Here is an 18,374-nt window from a genome sequence, read left to right on the forward strand (position 1 = left end):
GCTAAATATTTGTATAGTTTTGTACCAGGCGAACGATTTAACCACTAATTTCTTACCGGTATTACATCATACAATATGGCTAAAAGACCTACGAACGATAAAGCAACGGACCCCCGTTTCAATACAGTTGCCGCAAAGAAAGCGAGCAACACTTTCTTAACACGCCGTGAAATGCTTGGAATAACCAGTTTAGCCGGCTTGGCTACTTTTACTGGACTCGGTTTTAATGCTGCTGCGCAGTCTCCACAACGACGGCCACGCATTGCCGTTTTGGCCAGCTATTGGGGGGCTACCAGATCCCATGCAGACTGGATCGTAACCAAGTTGATTGATGGATATTGGTGGCAGGGTGCCCATACACCATCCCGAGTTGAGGTAGCTTCTATCTTCCTGCATCAACATGAGCAAAGTGTACTGGGCCAGAAGGTAGCAAAGGCCAAAGGCATTCCGGTCTTTAAAACGGTAGGGGAGGCCGTTAAGCTGGGGGGGAAGGAGCTTGCAGTGGATGGTGTGGTCATTGTGGGAGAACATGGGGATTATCCAAAGGACCTAAAAGGCCATTGGCTTTTACCGCGCTGGCTGATCTACAGCCAGGTGATACAGGTTTTCGAGCAGAGTAAAAGATCAGTACCCGTCTTTAATGACAAACACCTCTCTTACAATTGGGATGAGTCCAAGTGGATGTTTGACAAATCCCGGGAGCTCAACTTTCCGTTGACCGGAGGTTCCTCCATACCCGTCTATTACCGTAAGCCTGAGAAAGAACTAGACACCGATACACCCATAAAGCATTCAATTGTACTTGGCGGGGCAGGGGACGAAGGTGGTATTTTCCATTGTATTGACGTACTTCAAGCCTTTGTAGAGCGCAGGAAGGGAGGTGAGACAGGTGTTAAATCGGTACAGTCCATCAGAGGGGCTGAAACCTGGAAATGGGTAGAACGCAATTCCTGGGCCAGCAAGCTGGTTGACTCAGTTGCGGCAAAATTTGAATTACCTCCTGGACATTTTCAGCAGAATGATCAGGCAAATGTATGTTTGGTGGAATATAATGATGGAACGAAAGCCGCTGTACTCTCAGGCCGGGATGTGGGATGGACCTACGCCGGGGAGATCGAAGGGCACAAAGACCCGACGATCATCTCTATGCTTGGTTGGGCAGGCCCTTTCGATCAGTACCATGCCTCAAATGCCCAACCCCACTGGATCACAGAGATGATGGTGACCAAATCGGAACCCTTTCATGCAGAGAGGTTGCTCTTGTCAAGCGGGATTACAAACCATTATATGGAATCAAACTGGGAAAATGGTCGTTATTCAGCCATTGGGCGAACCATCGAAACACCATACATGAACATGACCTACCGCTCCACACGCGGAACCCAATTTAACAATGGTGTGCGGCCTCCCAGCCGGCCCTATATTAGGGGTTTTGACTCATAATTGATAATTTGATAATCTCATGAAACGCCGAGACCTTATAAAAAGCCTTACACTTCTTCCGATTGCAGGAAGCATGTTTCCAATAGAAACCTTAAAAGCTGCTTCTGCTACCGGAATGAGTCTTGCTTTAGATCCCCCCACCAAGCCAATGAATGATTTACATCACCAGGCCCTGGTGATGGACGGGCATACCCACGTCATGACTCGCGAGCTACTGTTCGGTACCGATATTGGACAGCGCTATACCGATGGGACCGTCGATCTCCCAAGGGCTAAGGAAGGTGGCGTGGACGCGATGTTTTTTACCGTATATACCCCTGAACACTATTATCCCGGAAGGTTTGAGACGAAAAACACCTTTCGGGTGGTGAACCTGGCGCTGGACCAGATTGAGAAAAACAACGCGGTGATCGAGCTGGCCCTTACCGCTTCAGATATAGAAAGCATTACCAAAAAAGGAAAGATTGCGGCATTTCTGGATTTGGAAGGCCCTTTTGACCTGGACGGAGATATCAACCTATTACGTGCACTTTATCGATTAGGGCTTAGGTCCATGCAGCTTACCGCCCACAATACCACCAATGCGTTTATAGATACCTGCAACGATGTCAGTCGTTGGGGTGGTATCAATGAGCTGGGAAAAACAATCATTGCTGAAATGAATCGTCTTGGAATGGTCATCAATATTGCCCACGCCTCGAATGACGCCATCCTGCAAACAGTCGAGGCAAGTAAAGACCCTGTAATCTACAGTCACGGTGGCTTTTACAGCATCGTACCTCATCCGCGCTGTATTACCGACGAAGCGGCAAAAGCTCTGGCGGCAAAAGGCGGGGTTATTGGGATTCACTTTGGCAGCCTGTTTAACAACCCAAAATACTGGGAATGGCAGACAGACACCAAAGAGACCACCCCAGCTTCCGTACAAAGCACCGAATTGAAGACAATTGAAGAAGTGGACAAGGAGCTGATGAAAGAGGTTCCACTGAATTTTACCGGGGAGATTCCCGATGAGTATTGGATGCACGTAGATCAGTTGGCTAAAGTGATTGACTATGGGGTGAATTTAGTTGGCGAGGACCATATGGCGATAGGCTCCGATTTAGATGGGGGCCCTGAGCTGCCACGCGAAATCAAGGACATCAGCGATTTTCCCCAAATTACCATGGCGATGCAGCGGCTCGGTTATAGCAATAAGCGAATCAAAAAGATCCTTGGCTTAAACTGGCTTCGCGTGATCCGGGAGGTAACGGGGGGATGATATACTAGACTTTTCTTTTTCTTCCATTTGAAATATTTCATAATATAACATTCGAGTTAGGCCAATTCCTTCTGACGGTCAACCTGAATCTTCTCCGAGGCGATTTTCCTTCCATCCTTCCCACTTTCTATTTTTTCAGAGGTCTAAAACCTAAAATCAATCACCGCAAAACCCAATTCGTCTTCGATATTGACATAAGACCAGAGCTTACCGTCTTTCCAAAAATAGTTTTCGGGTACTTGATTTAAGCCTTCAATTTTGGTTTCACCCAAAACATTAAAGTCCTTGTCGTAGGCAAAAAGAAAAACCTCAAAAGTAGGTGGGTCTTCTCGTTTTTCACTCAAAAAAGTTTTTCGACCCAATCGCAAATACATTTTCCTGGTTTCATCCCAGCGCGGCTCCATATAATTCAAGTGCTCGAATACCTTTCTTTTATCTTCATTGAATGCTGCTTTTTCCTCAGGAGAATTATTGACAGAGAACATCATCCGATTGGGAAAATTTATGTGCTGAATATCAATAAATTCCAAGCTTTCGGTCAGTAGATCCAACCGGTAAATGGCGCTCATAGCACCTGCGGTGAGAAAAAGCTGTCGATTTTCGATATACATGTAGTTATCGACAAAAAAGAAGTCTATCATCCCATCCACGACCAATGTCCCACCAAATTCCCTAACAGCTTTCATTTCAGGTATTGGTTCCATTCGAAGTTCCTTGGTTCTCGGATCGATAATGAATAACTGGTGCTTCCCAGATTCCTCAGTGGATGGTTGGGAATAGATTCTATTATCCTCAAAATCAAAAACTGGATTATCATACAACTGATGCACATTGTTGGCTAGTTCAGGGTTAATTCCTTCCGGTACCACATTTAGACTTTCGACCAGTTCTCCTTTGGTATCAAAAATTCCCTGTGTTCTATAGCCCTTGATAAATAAATTCCCATTTGGTCCCAACTGGAATTTAACCCAATTGGAACCTAATCCATTAGGCCCTTCCTTTTGAAATGGTATTTTCCGAACTAATTTCAGCTTATTCAAATCCACCTCCACCAGGTTTAATGGTTCATTTTCAAAAAATAGCAGTTTGCTTTTGTCCTGGTTAAGGGCTTTAAAACCTAGTCCTGAACTTAGGATGAAAATATCATCACCTGAATCTACCAGAACTGTATCCACCGTAAAGGTCAGATTTTCAAGGATATTTTCTGATTCGGCTTCTTCAGAAGATCCATTGGCGCAAGAAAAAAACAGGGGGATCAATAGGAAGTAGATTAGCTTTTTCATGGTTTAAAATTTAAAGTCTATCACTGCAAATCCTAATTCATCCTCCACATTGACAAAAGACCAGCGTTTCCTGTCTTTGAAAAATGGGAATTCGGGAATTTTATTTCATTCAGGCAAGTGTTTTTCGCCTGGTACATTCATGCCTATTGTGCTAGAAACAACCCTCCTGTAACAAAAGTAACCTTTTGATTTAAATTAACCCGCTAATCACCTAAAAAATTAATAAATAATTCCATTTGGCTTGGACCCATTTCCTCACAAGCGTGGAATTTGAGAAAATAGGTAAATGAATTGAATCCTCCAAGAATAAAAAAGCCTCTAATCAATTGTTATAGAGGGTTTTATTAGTCGTTGCTTGTAGCTTTTTATAATGATTTATACTTTCCTATTTTCGGATACAGAAAGTATAATTGCTTATTTTACAATAAGTTAACTTGTTGCCGGTACAATTACGGTACAGGATTAAAAAGGGATTTTTTAAGGAATAAACAGTGGCTTGGATTATTCCCATAATCATTTTTTATAATTTATCGTTATCTTTAAATGTAATTATGTTAGGAATGGACTTAGCTCTTAAAAAAATAGAATTGATCAATTGGTTAACCAGGCAAGATGAAGCCATGGTCGAAAAAATTGATGACTTACGTAAATCTTCCATGGAATCGGCATATCATTCGAGAATGGGAGAAAAACTGGAATCCAAATTAAAACGCTCAGAGGCTGACATAGAAAGCGGGAGGACCCATAGCCAGGAAGATATGGAGACTTACTTCGAAAGCAAGTTTAATCAGTGAAGAAAGTACAAGTAATCTGGACTGATGAATCGTTAGGCGATTTAGAAGCCATCTATGATTTTCTTGTTGCCAAATCTCCCCAAGCGGCGAAGAAGGTGGCCATATCTATTTTGGCAAGAACCCGTCAATTGGAAACTTTTCCAGAATCTTGAGCACCTCAAGATACAGATAAAACAGTAAGCCGTTCATACCGCTACTTGGTTGAAGGAAATTACAAGATCATATATAGTGTAGAAGGAAAGGCCTTGTATGTTGAAGCGGTGGTAGATACCAGAAAGGATCCAGCCAGTACAAGGGTTTAAGATATTCGTTGATTCTGGAACTGCTTACCCCCAAATATTGAGAAGTGCTTTTTATTATGCTCATGCATTCGCAGTTTTATGACCTCCGAAAGGGTAGTAGATTGGATTGGGCAATTACTCATAATTCGCCACCAAATCGGAAAGCAAATTCAGCTCCACGTACCCCTTCGCTTCTTTATTTCCTATGTTTTAGGGAACAGAAAGTAGTTCCTCGATTCACTTTAGAATACATCTTGCCCGGATTATTTGAAAAGTTCTCCTATAAATATTTGTGTATTTCATTCCTTATTTCAAGATCAGCCTCCAAAAAGTTTTTCATTTCTTGAGAATTTTTATCACCTACAAACCGGGGCAATTTAGTGACATATGAATTAAATTCGTTAAATAGCTCCTTTTTATCAATATATGGAGCCTTTTCATTTAACATTTCAATATAAGTTAGCGTATCTAGGAATTCTGATTCAATTGATCGAGCTGAACCGATTTTGAAATAATTCGCCTCTGATAATTTTTGATTTCCAAGGACTTCTATTTCTTTCTCAAACAGAATATAAAAATCTGACAATATGTCTTTTTCAGGATCAATTTTTTCACAAATCTGACAAATTTTATTAATCGTCCTTGAAAACGATGGAGGAAGGTTTCCAAATTTTTGCTGATACTCACTGCCCTCCATCTTTCTTGTAATTGAGGTACTAATTAATTTCCTAATGTATTCATTAAGGTCATGGTTTAACTTTACAAGTTCTTTTGCAGGTGCATAATACTTATTTTTCTTTTGCAACACCAATTGTTGATAGGCTATCCATCCGGCTACTGTAATCAAAATAGTTTGAATGGTAATCATTCCTGAATCCCATAGGGAGGTTATATTGTCAATCAGATAATGAAATTGTTCTACTGTCATTCTCTATTCCGATTAAGAACACTGATCACCAATTTTTTCACCGCATCCATTTCTTCTGGTTTGCTTGAGGCAATGAATAAGGTTAAACTGGCCAAGGCATCATTGCTGATTATCGGGATGCCTTCGCTGTTATGAAGAATATTATTCTGCTTCAAAAATAGAAGGAAGCAGGCTGCGGCAATTCTTTTGTTGCCGTCAACGAAACTATGGTTTTTAATGATCAGGTAAAGAAGGGTGGCCGCTTTTTCTTCCAGGGTAGGGTAGAAGTCTTCTTCGTCAAAGCCCTTGCCGATCTGTGAAACAGCACTTTCAAAGCTTCCATCTTTTTCTATGCCAAAAACACCGGATTCAAACTCGGACCTCATGGAAGAAATTACACTTTGGTAATCAGCTAATCCCGGATAATTCGTCTTTTTCTTAGTTAATCCTTTTTTATCCAGGTTTTCATGGTCATAATCATCAAGCAATTCCAGCCCTTTGGCAAAATGGTTAAGCCAATCCAGGTTTTGATCATCTGCTTTTTGTTCAATTGCCCGGCTTAGTATTCTAATTCCATCCTTAAGCGTTTGAACTTCTTGTTGTTTTTGTGCCAGTCTTTTTTCATTGATGGCGTAGCCCTGCACCAGGTAATCTTTAAGTCGCTGGGTGGCCCATTGGCGGAATCTAGTCCCCTGTTGTGATTTGATGCGATAGCCGACTGAAATGATAACATCTAAATTATAGTGCTTATTATTTTCTTTTGGGTTTTACCCACGATAGCGCCATGGGGAGTGGTATGTCGGAATTCCCGACACACCACTTGCTCTTCTAATTCCCCTTCTTTAAATACATTTCCAATATGCTCAGTGATAGTACTTCTTCCTTTGTCAAAGAGGTCTGCAATTTGTTCTTGAGATAGCCACACAGTATCCTGCTCAAACTTTACCTCTATTTTAGTTTGACCATCACTACCTTTGTAGATTTCGATTTGGCTTTCCATAAAAGATTTTCCCTAAAATTTTACTCGAATTCCTTCAATTCATTGTCTTTCACACATCATGGAGCATAGGTATTTCCAAATATAGCAATTTACGAATATCAAGGGTGATGATGAACTGACATCCTGTAGTAAAAAAATAATGCTTATTTTATTGTTTCTTATCTACCGTCCATTTCATAAGCTTGAATAAGCAACTCAAATGGTAAGCGCATCCTTTCTTAAATCTTTCTGATCCTGCCGATGGTAAGCACGTTTTTTGTGTTAATGCATCATGCCAATGGGAGTTATCCCTAAAATTGATACCGATTTGCCATAGCAGTAGCAATCTTTGATTTATTCTTGAAAAAATAAGAAATAAAATCTTCCGGTAAGGTCAGGTGATCATACACTTCATCATAGAAATGTAAGGAGGCAGAAAATACCAGGGTTTTCATTTTGTGTAATCGAAAACATAGCGGGCCCTCTTCGAATTCCATCTGGGTAACCTCCATATCGGCTTCCCGGTTGAGGTACCGGATCCAACTATTATTGTAACCCAATGCTTCAAAATCATTGATGTTCTGGATTCTAAACCCCTCAATAAACTCGTGAAGGCTTTCCTCTTCAGTGAACAAATTAAAGGAAAATTCCAGTTCTTCGATTTCAAAATCATAATTGGAACAAATCGACCCGTCAATCAAATAAATGGACAGGCCATTTTGGGTTTGGAATCCGGGTTTTTTGGAGGAAAGGTACTGGGCTAATTCTTCGACGGTCATTTTAGATATTTATAAAATCGAGGATCAATCACTAATTTTCACGGTGAAACCTTCGAGGTTTTGAAAACCTCAAAGGTTACTTTCCGATACAAAACTTACTAAAAATATTCGCCAACAAATCATCCGTGGTAATCTCTCCGGTGATCTCGCCCAGGTAGTGCAGGGAGCGGCGGATATCCATGGCCAGAAAATCATTGGTCACTTCCTGCTCCAGTCCGTTCAGCACATCTAACAAAGACTCCCGGGTCCGGTTCAGAGAATCGTAATGCCGGATATTGGTGACAATGGTATTGCCGGTTTTGAATTTGTCCAGATTGACCAATTCCAGTATCTTTTTTTTCAATCCATCCAGATTTTCCCTTTTTCCGGATGAGATAAATATCGTGTCTGGGAAAATATCCTTTAACTCATTGATCAATTGATGATTACCTTTATCCATTTTATTGGCTACTTTAAGGAAGGGAACTCCTAAATTTTCCAATAAGTTGACGTCACGGTGGATTTCCACCATATCGGTATCGCCCAGGTCAAAGAGGTACAGGATCAAAGAAGCCGCCTTCATTTTTTCCCGCGTACGGCTTACGCCCATGGCCTCTATGGTGTCGGTGGTTTCCCGCAAGCCTGCAGTATCTATAAAGCGAAAAATTACCCCGCCTATATTGATTTCATCTTCAATAAAATCCCTGGTGGTGCCAGCTATCTCTGAAACAATGGCCTTTTCTTCATTGAGAAGGGCATTGAGCAGGGTGGACTTTCCCGCGTTGGGTTTTCCTGCGATGACGGTGGGCACTCCGTTTTTGATCACATTGCCCAGGTCAAAGCTGCTGATCAGGTTTTCTACTACCCGCAGCAGTTTTTCAACCAATACCCGCAAATCATCCCTGCTGGCAAACTCCACATCCTCTTCTGTAAAATCAAGTTCCAGTTCGATCATGGAGGCGAAATGGATCAATTCCGTTCGCAAGCCTGCTATTTCTCCCGAAAATCCGCCACGCATCTGATTCATGGCGGCCTGATGGGATGCTTCTGAATCGGAGTGGATCAGATCCGCCACTGCCTCTGCCTGGGCCAGATCAAACTGACCATTGAGAAAAGCCCTTTGGGTAAATTCCCCGGGCAGGGCAGGCCTGGCACCTTTTCGGATCATCAGTTTAATCACCTGGTTGACAATATAGGAGGAGCCATGTGTGGATATTTCCACCACATTTTCTTTGGTAAAGGATTTTGGTGCGATAAAAAGGGAAACCAGCACTTCATCGATTACCTTTTCCCCATCGCGTACGGTGCCAAGGTGGATGGTATGGCTGCTTTGCTGTTCCAGATTTTTACCAAAAAATACCTGGTTTGTGAGCCGGATGGCATCTTTACCGGAAAGCCGGATTACGGCAATGGCACCTACTCCCTGAGGAGTGGCCAGGGCTATGATGGTATCTTCTTTTTGACTGTGAATTTGTGGCATTTAATGTTTGAAATTTTCAAGCAGGGCCATCAGCGATTCAACAAATGGTTTGGCTTCCCTATAGCCAGGCAATTGGGTGATGTTTTCCATAGTTGCATCCATGATGACAAAATTGGGGTAGGATCTTACCCGCATGGCACGGGCCATTTCTTCCTCTGAATATTCCTTTCCCCTGAATTCAAATTTCTTTTTTGCGTCCTCAGCATTCAGTTTTACGGCATAAAAATTTTCGTTCACATAACTGATGACCTTTTTATCGGTAAAGGTTTCCCTATCCATTTTTTTACACCAACCACACCAATCTGTATAGACATCAACGAGGATCATTTTAGGACTTTCTTCCACCTTATCGATTACCTCTTCAAAACTATACCAGGTAATGGCCTCCTTCTGCGCTTTCAAAGGGAGTGAAACCATTAGCCCCAACATCACAATCCCCAATATTTTTTTCATATGTTTCATGATTAACGCGACAAATATATCAATTTCTGTTCCTTTTTTTATCAGGTAAATTTGACTTAAAACCAAAATTGCAGCTCCCTGGTTCCACGAGCTCAGGCCGGGTGCAACATCACCTGTATATTGGCCGAAACTTCCTTAGAAACAAATACTTTCTTTTGCCCATCTATAAGCAACTCCTGAGAACCATCAAACTCAATGGTATCTAAAACCTCAACCTTTGCACCAATATAAATGCCTACCTTATCCAGGTATTTCAAAAAGGCGGCACTACTGTTATTGACAGCCACTATTTTTCCGACTTGACCGCTGCGTACCTCGCTCAGTACAATCCTCGGTTTGCTGCTTAGTTCTCCAAATTCATCAGGTATGGGGTCTCCATGGGGATCAAATTTGGGAAATCCCAGGTACTCGTCCAGGCGCCTTACAAGTAGGGGAGAATTTACATGTTCCAATTCTTCAGCAAGGGTATCAATTTCATCCCAATTGAATTTTAACTTCTCTACCAAAAACACTTCCCAAAGTCTGTTTCTACGGATGATGTGAAGGGCCGTTTTGTGACCCGAATCCGTCAGGCTTACACCGTGGTATTTCTTATAATCGATCAATTCTTTTTCAGCCAATCGTTTCAGCATGTCGCTGACTGATGCGGCCTTGGATTGGATGAGGGAGGCAATCTCATTGGTGGATACTTTTTCAGGCCCTTCTTCCAGTAAATGGTAAATCGCTTTGAGGTAGTTTTCTTCAGCAGGGGTAAGTTTTTTCATGGTTATATTTTTGACAAAAATAAGATTTAGACTGATCTAAAAAAAAATTAAATCAGCGACTAAAATGCTTGTGGATAAGTCCGTATTTAATGTTTTGGAATTTTAAGATTGAACTATAAAATATTTTAGCCCTGTCTAAAAATAATATAAATAGTTGATTTATTGCATTTTAAACAATTATAAAACTTAGGAATAGCCTGAATGAGAGCGTTTTTCCGGGTATAAGAAAAGTACAATTTACCCCGGTTAGCGCTAAAGTAAAGCTTCAATCAACTGTTGAAAAGATTTTTTTTCTGCCTGCCAACTGACTTCAATCCCGGGTGGGATTTTGTAAAAATACATACTGGAAAATTTTTCCCAGCTCGCCTTTATCCTTTTCGTATCTCCAAAGTCGATCACTATACCTGCGGGATATTTTTGTATCATATCTTCCCAGATTTTATTTTTTGTAATAAGTATGGGTTTCTGATGGGCAATTCCTTCGTAAAGTTTGGTCGGGATTTTATCCCTGATACTGGGAAGTAACTTGTAAGGAAGAAGGAGTATGTCTGCTTTTTGGATTTCCCGCAGGATGTGGGGATGAGGTAATGGATCCGGAGAAAGTTGAAGGTGAATACCAGGCTGCGTTTTGACCTTTGATTGAAGTTCGGATGCATAAGAGGGCAAGGGGCAATGGCCGATTACATACAGGCTGGCTCCAGGTACCATACGCCTGAGTTCAATAAACCAGTCGATCGCAGCAGAAACTCCATACACCCTGGCAATGGTGCCGGTCAGCAAAAAATGCGGTGATTGGACCTTTTCGATCCGAAAAGAAGGCAAAAATTTATCTGGTAAATGGGCCTTATTTTGGATCACTGTATGGTTTTTAATGGCTGGCATTTCCTGCACAAAACATTTCTCAGCAAATAGAAAATGGTCAATAAAGGGATGGCTCAGTTTTTCAAAAAAAAAGACAAGCATTTTAGCCAGGAATTTTCTAAATCCAAATAGTGTTTGGTTGTGCTGCAGGTTCAACAAATAATTCTCCTGAACATCATAAACCAGCTTGTACGACAGGATTGCTTTCCCCAATACAGCCATTGGCAAAAGCTCATAGGTGCTGACGATAACTATCCTGGGTTTGATCTTTAAAAGCTGAAAAAAGAATTTGAAGGGTACCAAAATCCTGGTAGGGTGAGTCCTGTTTTTGGAAAAAATCACCTTAAAATTAATATTTTCACTAATTGGTATTTTTTTTGAAGAAAAACCTATGATGTTAAGGTGGTATTTATTTGTTTCACGCAATGAAAATCCCAGCTTAAACAACATTCTGGAATCATTTACAGGTTTAAGGATGGAAGCCAGGACTATAGGGATTTTTTTTCTCATCATTCGGTAATCATTCAAACAAAGCTAATATTTAAAACTTTATGGAATTACAGCACATTATAGAAAAAGCCTGGGATAACAGGGATTTGTTAAACGAAAAGGATGTACAGATTGCCATCAAAACTGTTATTGCAGATTTGGATAATGGTACATTACGGGTTGCTGAACCGCAGGAAGACGGATCTTGGAAAGTAAATGATTGGGTAAAAAAAGCTGTAATTCTTTATTTTCCCATTCAAAAAATGAGGACCATAGAAATTGGACCTTTTGAATTCCATGATAAAATGGCCCTTAAAACCAATTATGCCAAACAGGGTGTTCGGGTAGTTCCACATGCTGTTGCAAGATATGGCGCATTTCTTGCTAAGGGTGTAGTGATGATGCCTTCCTATGTCAATATCGGAGCTTATGTTGACTCGGGTACCATGGTGGATACCTGGGCGACAGTAGGTTCCTGTGCTCAAATTGGTAAAAATGTACATCTGAGCGGTGGCGTTGGCATAGGAGGAGTACTGGAACCTATACAGGCCGCTCCTGTTATCGTGGAAGATGGTGCCTTTATTGGGTCCAGGGCAATTATCGTGGAAGGAGTAAGGATAGGGAAGGAAGCCGTCATTGGAGCAGGTGTCACCCTGACCGCAAGCTCAAAGATCATAGATGTGACCGGAGATGCACCAAAGGAATACAAAGGTTATGTACCGGACAGATCTGTAGTCATACCCGGCTCCATAAAAAAATCCTTTAGTGCCGGCGAGTTTATGGTTCCTTGCGCTTTGATCATTGGTCAAAGAAAAGCTTCCACTGATTTAAAGACTTCTCTCAATGAAGCGCTTAGAGAAAACAGTGTTGCAGTTTAAACGTAAAAAGTATTATGATTTCGGTAAAAAACCTATTAAACATTTTTTTAATGGCCCTTTTATTGGCATCCTGTAATGAAAATTCTTCATCAAAAGGAGATGTGTATTACAGTGAGGGTCAATATGAGGAAGCCATAATGGCTTACGCCAGTTATTTGGAAAACAGGCCAAATAATGTAAAAGCACTTTACAATAAGGGTAGGGCACATGAGGAATTGAATGAGTTGAAAAAGGCAGAAGATAGTTTCAAGTTGGCTTTGAAGCAAGACCCCAAAAACATTCAGGTTTTGCTGAGTTTGTCAAATTTATACCACAAAAATGAACAGCCGGAATTGGCTTTAATGTATGCCGACAATGCTGTAGAAGTCGCTGGCGCTCCTGCTATGGCCTATTTTCTGAAGGCCAGGTCCATGCACCGCCTTGGGAATGTTAAGGAAGCGCTTAGGGAATACAATACGGCGATTAAAATGAGTCCTAAAAACGGACAAACGTATTATTACCGGGGAATGCTTTATGTAGCAACAGAGGAAGCTTCGAAAGCCTGTAGCGACTTTAGAACTGCTGCAGAAAATGGTTATGATCCGGCTGATGAGGCCATAAAAAATTATTGTCCTTAACAAAAAAGTCTGGTAAATCCAGACTTTTTTTTTTCAATCAAGGTGGTTACAAACGATCTCTGATTCTATTTGACCTTTTCCCTGACAGGTGCGGCATTCTCCATGCTCCACCAAACTACCCTCACATTTGGTACAGGTAAGTCTCCCTTTCCCCTCACAACGGTCGCATTCAAAATATTCCAATATATTGAAAACATTTCTCTTAGTCACCAGACCATCACCGGTACAGCGGCTACAACCAATGATTCCAAGCCCTTTGCATAACGAACACTCTTGATCGGTGTGTCCTTCGCCATGGCAGGTTTGACATGTTTGATAGCGGTACCCCTTACTATCACAGCGATTACAACTGGCTATTTCGGCAAGTGGTGCTTCCAGTTTTTCTATAAGGACTCTGGCTTCATCGTAGTGCTCTCCTTCAAATCCGTTGAGATCAAGGTACTTTTGGATAAAGCTGCTGCTATTGTGATACTGACCGAGTTCAAACAGGGTGGTAGCAAAAAAGTAAGGCATTTCCGGAGGAATTGGCAAATTGCTTTTGATGATTTCCCTAAAGTAATTGTTGGCCACCGTAAAGTTTTTATTTTCCATGGCATTAACAGCATTGTCCATCAATCTGGAAGTTGACCCAAGGTTAGGTTGAAGCTGTGCATATGAGGGCCAATAAAGCATCCATAAAAGAAAAATAAAGGCGTATTTCCTCAATCTATTCAAACCAATTGTCATATTTAATCTCATTTTCTAATACCATTTCCAGGCTATCCGGTAGTACTTCGAAGAAATTCAAGCCGGAAAATTGCTCTAAACTATCCACAGAAACTACATGATCCAATAAAGGTCGGTCTGATTTTTCATTTTTTAACAAAAAAGCTAACATTTTATACCCAGGGGGATGAATATCAAAGATCACTTTAAAAAAATAGTCCGGGACAAGCACCTGATTTTCTCCTATGACAAGGCGCTCATTTTGCTTGACTACCGGTCCTGTGATCACAAGGACATTTTCATAAGCTATGGCCCAGGAACGGACTTGTTCTTCTATTTTTTTCCAAATGCCCCTGTTAAAACCAGGCTGCTGGGGCGAAACATTGCTCATATAAAAGCTGCTTTCCATGGCCTTCTCTGAATAAGTGAAATCAGCTGCAGGAGCCAGATGGCCTCTGTCATATCCCGATCTGTAGTAGTCGTCAGGATGTGCGGAGCCGGTAACTATTAGAAAATCTTCGGAAAAATCATCTGTACGCTTGTGAATTCCCCTGAGCTTCTCAGGGCTTAACTGGTAAGCTACCCAGGAGGCTTGTTCCAATGATTCATCGTAACCAAGGGAATAATAGCCATGGTGGACTACCTGAAGCCTTTTTTCATCAGACCAGGCTGGTAACAAAAGGGATTGGATGTAGTCACTATCCATGAAAAAATGGGTTTCCTCTTTTGTTGGTTCCTTTTCTCCAAAGAATTGCTCCTTACCCTTTTGATTTTCTGTAGAATCCGCTTCTACATTTTCCTGAGGATTAGCGATTACCAGGATATCCTTGTTCTTTTTCCATTCCTTCCTGGCAAAAAAAGCCAGAAGCACAATCAAAACCAGAATGGAAAAATAAAATAAAGAAAAGTTTTTATTGGATCTATTAAGTCTTTTTGATTTAATTTTATGCTGTTTTGTCATTTGTTATTCTAAAAATGAATAATTTAACGGTGCAATTTATGAATACCTTACATATAATATGAAAATAGGAGTAGTTGGTGGCGGTGCGGCTGGATTTTTTGCAGCCATTCACGCAGCATACACCGGCAATAAAGTTAAACTTTTTGAAAAAAGTCCGAAAGTACTTTCGAAAGTATTGGTGTCCGGAGGAGGGAGATGCAACCTGACTCAGGGGACCATTTTTTCAAACGAATTGTTAAAGGGATATCCTAGAGGCAGCCGATTTTTGAAAAAAGTGTTCCGCTATTTCAGTACATCCGACACCATGGCCTGGTTTGAAAGCAAAGGTGTTCTGCTCAAGACGGAAGCGGATTTACGGGTTTTCCCACAAAGTGATGATTCCCGGACCATTGTTAATGTACTTTTAGACGAAGCTAGGAAATATCAGGTAGAAGTGGAGACCCGTCAGGCTATTCAAAAGGTTCTACCACTTGATGGTGGTTTTTTGCTTCAGGGGAATGGATTTGAAGAAAAAGTAGATCGCTTGATCATTTGTTCAGGGGGAAGCAACAAAAAGGAAAGTTATTCCTTTTTAGAAAAGTTGGGACATTCGATAGTAGACCCCATCCCTTCGTTATTTACATTCAACACCCCTGATTCGGGATTAAAATTGTTAAAGGGAATCAGTGTTCCTCATGGTAAAATCAGGTTTGAGGGGACAAAACTCCAATATTCGGGACCAATCCTCATTACCCATTGGGGGATTTCTGGTCCGGCTGTCCTGAAACTTTCCGCTTTTGGAGCCGATTGGCTGTATGATCATCAATATAAAGCTACGGTATTAATCAATTGGGATGAAAGCTTTACCGAGCCCGGATTAAAAGCAGCCTTGAATGCCTTTAAGCAGGCCCACCCCAAAAAAAATATCCTAAAAAATGCACTTTTTGACTTGCCAGCAAGGCTATGGCAATATTTAGTCGCTCATGCCGCTATTGAGGACCATTTGATTTGGGGAGAAATAAGCAAAAAAAAAATCAATAAATTGATAGAAAACCTATTCAACTTTTCATTAATAATCTCAGGAAAAACTACCTTTAAGGAAGAATTTGTCACTGCGGGGGGAGTGGATCTCCAGCAAATCGATGCCAACACCATGGAAAGCAAGTTGATACCAGGATTGTTTTTTGCAGGCGAGGTAATTGACGTGGATGGGATAACCGGAGGATATAATTTTCAAGCAGCCTGGAGTACCGGATTTCTGGCTGGGAAATCTTCAACTAAATTATAATTATGGAGAAAAAGTATAAAAATATTGATTTCAAAAAAATTGAAGAAATGGTTGAAGACGATATGGTTTTTAGAAATCAATTGTTAGATGCCATTCAAGTTGCCGTTGAAGAACTCCGGACTGCCTATATCAGGGGAATAGAAGAGGAGAGTCTACCGACGATCAAACAGGCAAGACACAAAATCAAACCTACCCTAGGTCTGTTTGATTTGGAAAAATTAGCCGTTATCATAGGAAATGGAAAGCGGTTAATGTTGGAAAAGGGTTTTGCTGATGGCATTGAGACGCATAAGAAAGAATTCCTTGAAGCAACAAATGATGTACTTGAGGAAGTGAAGGCATACAGGTAGTATTTGCTGAAAATCTTTTAGTCCAGCCAGGTTTTGAATTTTTGTTATATTGAGCGGATAACAGCCAATGATTTTATTAATGTGTAGTGGAAGTGAAAGGGATGTAATATCTTTGCGGGATTGGGGTGAAGTTTATCTTTGAAAGTAAAAAACATACCTTAATTAATCCAATTAACGAAAACGTTCTGGTCCACACATGTGCATAAATCTGGTAGTAGTGGATGATAGTGATGTAGATATTTTAATCATCGAAGACGCTATCTCTGATATTTCATACCCTATTAATTTTAAGAGCTTTTCTCATCCCGAGAAATTTTTGAATTATATTGAAGGAATCAATCCGGAAATTTTTCAAATGGAAAAATTCATTATTATTTCTGATATCAACATGCCCAAAATCAACGGGTTTGAAATGCTGGAGCGGATCAGGGCAAACGCACACCTGGCCCTGGTTCCCATCATCATGTTTTCCTCAAGTTCCAGTCATAGTGATGCCTTCAAATCTTTATCGTTGGGTGCCAATGCTTATCTGACAAAACCCCTTCAGATTGATGCCTATCAGCAACTGATATGTGCCACTATAGAATTTTGGAGGCACCACCATCATTCCTGAATACTTTTGCTTTACAGCTTGGCCAATGCAAGTCCCGCCACTTTATCTGCGATAGAAAGGGCACTGGTGGCTGCTGGAGAAGGTGCATTGATCACATGAACGGCTTGGATCGTCTCATGTATCGCAAAATCATCCAAAAGCCCTCCGTTCCTGTCGCATGCCTGTGCCCTCACACCAGCACCACCACTTTCCAGATCACTTTCCTGGATATCGGGTATCAATTGCTGAAGTGCCGCAGTAAAGGCCTTTTTTGAAAAGGATCGTTTGTACTCTCCCAAACCTGTTTTCCAATATTTTCCAGCCACTTTTTGTAGCCCGGGCCAGGTAATGGCTTCCAAAAATTCCTTCAGGTTAAAATCGCTTTTGCGGTAACCTTCTTTTTTAAAAGCAAGTACAGCATTGGGGCCGGCTTCTACTCCGCCTTTCATCATTCGGGTGAAATGGACCCCTAAAAAAGGAAAATTTGGGTCTGGAACAGGATAAATCAAGTTCTTTACGAGATACTGCCTTTCTTTTTTGATTTTGTAATACTCACCCCTGAAAGGAATGATCCTGATGGGCAAGGTCGTTTTTTCGTGGAGTTCGGCAATTTTATCAGCATATAAACCGGCACAATTGATCAGCACTTTGGTAGTCAACTCACTATTTAAAGTTTTAATAACGATTTTATTTTTCAAACTACCTATATTCTGCACCTTATGACTAAGAAGTATCTCTCCACCCAATGCCTGGAACTCTTTCCCATAGCTAAGGGCAACCGCTTTGTAATCTACAATTCCGGTTTGAGGCACATGCAATGCACCGAGTCCGTTACAATAAGGTTCCAAATCCTTTAGCTCATCCATGGTTATGGATTTTATCCCAGCCAGACCATTTTGCAAGCCCCTTTCCATCAGGAATTTTAACTGAGGCAACTGCTCTTTTTCAGTAGCAACAACCACCTTGCCGGTTATTTCAAAAGGAATATCATGGGTTTGGCAATATTGTACCAGCTGTCGGTACCCATCAATACAATTATTGGCTTTATGACCTCCGGGCTTGTAATACAAGCCCGAATGGATCACGCCACTATTGTTTCCTGTTTGATGCCTGGCCAGGGCCTCCTCTTTTTCAAGAATAGCTACTTTTAAATCAGGTTTTTGGATTTTTATTTTTAATCCTGTTGCGAGTCCGACAATGCCTCCCCCTATAATGGTAATATCGTATTGCATAATTTTTGAA

Annotated in this window: 21 protein-coding genes and 1 pseudogene; 9 read left to right on the plus strand and 13 right to left on the minus strand. The window is 41.1% G+C overall.

Annotation, left to right across the window (positions count from 1 at the left end; genetic code table 11):
* Positions 1–171: 171 nt before the first annotated feature.
* Together G9Q97_RS18150 and G9Q97_RS18155 are read left to right on the plus strand one after the other, a co-directional pair.
* Entirely contained in the window at positions 172–1,443 is a 1,272-nt protein-coding gene (locus G9Q97_RS18150) for a hypothetical protein (RefSeq protein WP_166149410.1), read from the plus strand.
* A gap of 19 nt (positions 1,444–1,462) precedes the next feature.
* Positions 1,463–2,704 (plus strand): dipeptidase, encoded by a 1,242-nt coding sequence (locus G9Q97_RS18155; protein ID WP_166149411.1) that lies wholly within the window; start codon positions 1,463–1,465, stop codon positions 2,702–2,704.
* Positions 2,705–2,847: 143 nt separating this feature from the next.
* Here the strand turns inward: G9Q97_RS18155 and G9Q97_RS18160 are convergent, their stop codons facing one another.
* A complete protein-coding gene (locus G9Q97_RS18160) occupies positions 2,848–3,987 on the minus strand; it encodes a DUF4221 family protein (protein ID WP_166149413.1) in 1,140 nt (379 codons plus the stop codon).
* A 560-nt stretch (positions 3,988–4,547) separates the two neighbouring features.
* Between G9Q97_RS18160 and G9Q97_RS18165 the strand changes: the two genes are divergently transcribed.
* Positions 4,548–4,781: a hypothetical protein gene (locus G9Q97_RS18165; RefSeq protein WP_166149415.1), complete on the plus strand. Its 234-nt coding sequence runs from the start codon at positions 4,548–4,550 to the stop codon at positions 4,779–4,781.
* Entirely contained in the window at positions 4,778–4,933 is a 156-nt protein-coding gene (locus G9Q97_RS25235) for a type II toxin-antitoxin system RelE/ParE family toxin (RefSeq protein ID WP_166149417.1), read from the plus strand. The genes G9Q97_RS18165 and G9Q97_RS25235 overlap by 4 nt, the downstream gene beginning before the upstream one ends.
* 409 nt (positions 4,934–5,342) lie before the next feature.
* Here the strand turns inward: G9Q97_RS25235 and G9Q97_RS18175 are convergent, their stop codons facing one another.
* The 9 genes and pseudogenes from G9Q97_RS18175 to G9Q97_RS18205 all read right to left on the minus strand — a co-directional run bounded on the left by G9Q97_RS18175 (position 5,343) and on the right by G9Q97_RS18205 (position 11,786).
* Complete coding sequence (locus tag G9Q97_RS18175) at positions 5,343–5,990, minus strand: hypothetical protein (protein WP_166149419.1); 648 nt, start codon at positions 5,988–5,990, stop codon at positions 5,343–5,345.
* On the minus strand, positions 5,987–6,613 hold the full coding sequence (locus G9Q97_RS25300; protein ID WP_317168780.1) for a type II toxin-antitoxin system death-on-curing family toxin: 627 nt from the start codon (positions 6,611–6,613) through the stop codon (positions 5,987–5,989). The genes G9Q97_RS18175 and G9Q97_RS25300 overlap by 4 nt, the downstream gene beginning before the upstream one ends.
* Before the next feature lie 6 nt (positions 6,614–6,619).
* Positions 6,620–6,697, minus strand: a pseudogene (rhuM, locus tag G9Q97_RS25305) (RhuM family protein); the annotation flags it as partial.
* 5 nt (positions 6,698–6,702) lie between these two features.
* On the minus strand, positions 6,703–6,969 hold the full coding sequence (locus G9Q97_RS25085; RefSeq protein ID WP_246255770.1) for a hypothetical protein: 267 nt from the start codon (positions 6,967–6,969) through the stop codon (positions 6,703–6,705).
* A gap of 290 nt (positions 6,970–7,259) precedes the next feature.
* Positions 7,260–7,727: a hypothetical protein gene (locus tag G9Q97_RS18185; protein ID WP_166149421.1), complete on the minus strand. Its 468-nt coding sequence runs from the start codon at positions 7,725–7,727 to the stop codon at positions 7,260–7,262.
* A 76-nt stretch (positions 7,728–7,803) separates the two neighbouring features.
* Positions 7,804–9,186, minus strand: coding sequence for a tRNA uridine-5-carboxymethylaminomethyl(34) synthesis GTPase MnmE (gene mnmE / locus G9Q97_RS18190; RefSeq protein ID WP_166149423.1), 1,383 nt, complete (start codon positions 9,184–9,186; stop codon positions 7,804–7,806).
* Positions 9,187–9,639, minus strand: a complete 453-nt coding sequence (locus tag G9Q97_RS18195; protein ID WP_166149425.1) for a thioredoxin family protein — start codon at positions 9,637–9,639, stop codon at positions 9,187–9,189. It abuts the gene before it with no gap.
* Between the two features lie 101 nt (positions 9,640–9,740).
* Positions 9,741–10,412 (minus strand): metal-dependent transcriptional regulator, encoded by a 672-nt coding sequence (locus G9Q97_RS18200; protein WP_166149427.1) that lies wholly within the window; start codon positions 10,410–10,412, stop codon positions 9,741–9,743.
* A 252-nt stretch (positions 10,413–10,664) separates the two neighbouring features.
* Positions 10,665–11,786: a glycosyltransferase gene (locus tag G9Q97_RS18205; protein ID WP_166149429.1), complete on the minus strand. Its 1,122-nt coding sequence runs from the start codon at positions 11,784–11,786 to the stop codon at positions 10,665–10,667.
* 38 nt (positions 11,787–11,824) lie between these two features.
* Between G9Q97_RS18205 and G9Q97_RS18210 the strand changes: the two genes are divergently transcribed.
* Together G9Q97_RS18210 and G9Q97_RS18215 are read left to right on the plus strand one after the other, a co-directional pair.
* Positions 11,825–12,640, plus strand: a complete 816-nt coding sequence (locus G9Q97_RS18210; RefSeq protein ID WP_166149431.1) for a 2,3,4,5-tetrahydropyridine-2,6-dicarboxylate N-succinyltransferase — start codon at positions 11,825–11,827, stop codon at positions 12,638–12,640.
* 50 nt (positions 12,641–12,690) lie between these two features.
* Positions 12,691–13,257, plus strand: coding sequence for a tetratricopeptide repeat protein (locus tag G9Q97_RS18215; protein ID WP_246255771.1), 567 nt, complete (start codon positions 12,691–12,693; stop codon positions 13,255–13,257).
* 33 nt (positions 13,258–13,290) lie between these two features.
* Here G9Q97_RS18215 and G9Q97_RS18220 read toward each other — a convergent pair whose 3' ends face one another.
* Together G9Q97_RS18220 and G9Q97_RS18225 are read right to left on the minus strand one after the other, a co-directional pair.
* Positions 13,291–13,869 carry a molecular chaperone DnaJ gene (locus G9Q97_RS18220; RefSeq protein ID WP_246255772.1) on the minus strand — a complete coding sequence of 193 codons (579 nt, stop codon included), beginning with the start codon at positions 13,867–13,869 and terminating at the stop codon, positions 13,291–13,293.
* Positions 13,870–13,963: 94 nt separating this feature from the next.
* The gene (locus G9Q97_RS18225) at positions 13,964–14,923 is read right to left on the minus strand and encodes a DNA/RNA non-specific endonuclease (protein WP_166149437.1); all 960 of its coding nucleotides are present in this window, start codon (positions 14,921–14,923) and stop codon (positions 13,964–13,966) included.
* 58 nt (positions 14,924–14,981) lie between these two features.
* Here G9Q97_RS18225 and G9Q97_RS18230 point away from each other — a divergent pair, with 58 nt between their 5' ends.
* The 3 genes from G9Q97_RS18230 to G9Q97_RS18240 all read left to right on the plus strand — a co-directional run bounded on the left by G9Q97_RS18230 (position 14,982) and on the right by G9Q97_RS18240 (position 17,153).
* Positions 14,982–16,190, plus strand: a complete 1,209-nt coding sequence (locus G9Q97_RS18230) for a BaiN/RdsA family NAD(P)/FAD-dependent oxidoreductase (RefSeq protein WP_166149439.1) — start codon at positions 14,982–14,984, stop codon at positions 16,188–16,190.
* Between the two features lie 2 nt (positions 16,191–16,192).
* The gene (locus tag G9Q97_RS18235; RefSeq protein WP_166149441.1) at positions 16,193–16,540 is read left to right on the plus strand and encodes a hypothetical protein; all 348 of its coding nucleotides are present in this window, start codon (positions 16,193–16,195) and stop codon (positions 16,538–16,540) included.
* A gap of 196 nt (positions 16,541–16,736) precedes the next feature.
* Positions 16,737–17,153, plus strand: a complete 417-nt coding sequence (locus G9Q97_RS18240; RefSeq protein WP_166149443.1) for a response regulator — start codon at positions 16,737–16,739, stop codon at positions 17,151–17,153.
* Between the two features lie 11 nt (positions 17,154–17,164).
* On the opposite strand, the gene lhgO is transcribed toward G9Q97_RS18240, so the two are convergent.
* The gene (gene lhgO / locus G9Q97_RS18245; RefSeq protein ID WP_166149445.1) at positions 17,165–18,364 is read right to left on the minus strand and encodes an L-2-hydroxyglutarate oxidase; all 1,200 of its coding nucleotides are present in this window, start codon (positions 18,362–18,364) and stop codon (positions 17,165–17,167) included.
* Positions 18,365–18,374 lie beyond the last annotated feature (10 nt).

The sequence above is a fragment of the Cyclobacterium plantarum genome (genome assembly GCF_011290685.1).
Classification (GTDB): domain Bacteria; phylum Bacteroidota; class Bacteroidia; order Cytophagales; family Cyclobacteriaceae; genus Cyclobacterium; species Cyclobacterium plantarum.

Bases quoted from the DNA above. Each gene is read 5' to 3' on its own strand.
- G9Q97_RS18150 (WP_166149410.1), top strand. From the start codon at position 172: ATGCTTGGAATAACCAGTTTAGCCGGCTTGGCTACTTTTACTGGACTC.
- G9Q97_RS18155 (WP_166149411.1), top strand. From the start codon at position 1,463: ATGAAACGCCGAGACCTTATAAAAAGCCTTACACTTCTTCCGATTGCA.
- G9Q97_RS18160 (WP_166149413.1), bottom strand. From the start codon at position 3,987: ATGAAAAAGCTAATCTACTTCCTATTGATCCCCCTGTTTTTTTCTTGC.
- G9Q97_RS18165 (WP_166149415.1), top strand. From the start codon at position 4,548: ATGGACTTAGCTCTTAAAAAAATAGAATTGATCAATTGGTTAACCAGG.
- G9Q97_RS18175 (WP_166149419.1), bottom strand. From the start codon at position 5,990: ATGACAGTAGAACAATTTCATTATCTGATTGACAATATAACCTCCCTA.
- G9Q97_RS25085 (WP_246255770.1), bottom strand. From the start codon at position 6,969: ATGGAAAGCCAAATCGAAATCTACAAAGGTAGTGATGGTCAAACTAAA.
- G9Q97_RS18185 (WP_166149421.1), bottom strand. From the start codon at position 7,727: ATGACCGTCGAAGAATTAGCCCAGTACCTTTCCTCCAAAAAACCCGGA.
- mnmE (WP_166149423.1), bottom strand. From the start codon at position 9,186: ATGCCACAAATTCACAGTCAAAAAGAAGATACCATCATAGCCCTGGCC.
- G9Q97_RS18195 (WP_166149425.1), bottom strand. From the start codon at position 9,639: ATGAAAAAAATATTGGGGATTGTGATGTTGGGGCTAATGGTTTCACTC.
- G9Q97_RS18200 (WP_166149427.1), bottom strand. From the start codon at position 10,412: ATGAAAAAACTTACCCCTGCTGAAGAAAACTACCTCAAAGCGATTTAC.
- G9Q97_RS18205 (WP_166149429.1), bottom strand. From the start codon at position 11,786: ATGATGAGAAAAAAAATCCCTATAGTCCTGGCTTCCATCCTTAAACCT.
- G9Q97_RS18210 (WP_166149431.1), top strand. From the start codon at position 11,825: ATGGAATTACAGCACATTATAGAAAAAGCCTGGGATAACAGGGATTTG.
- G9Q97_RS18215 (WP_246255771.1), top strand. From the start codon at position 12,691: ATGGCCCTTTTATTGGCATCCTGTAATGAAAATTCTTCATCAAAAGGA.
- G9Q97_RS18220 (WP_246255772.1), bottom strand. From the start codon at position 13,869: ATGGACAATGCTGTTAATGCCATGGAAAATAAAAACTTTACGGTGGCC.
- G9Q97_RS18225 (WP_166149437.1), bottom strand. From the start codon at position 14,923: ATGACAAAACAGCATAAAATTAAATCAAAAAGACTTAATAGATCCAAT.
- G9Q97_RS18230 (WP_166149439.1), top strand. From the start codon at position 14,982: ATGAAAATAGGAGTAGTTGGTGGCGGTGCGGCTGGATTTTTTGCAGCC.
- G9Q97_RS18235 (WP_166149441.1), top strand. From the start codon at position 16,193: ATGGAGAAAAAGTATAAAAATATTGATTTCAAAAAAATTGAAGAAATG.
- G9Q97_RS18240 (WP_166149443.1), top strand. From the start codon at position 16,737: ATGTGCATAAATCTGGTAGTAGTGGATGATAGTGATGTAGATATTTTA.
- lhgO (WP_166149445.1), bottom strand. From the start codon at position 18,364: ATGCAATACGATATTACCATTATAGGGGGAGGCATTGTCGGACTCGCA.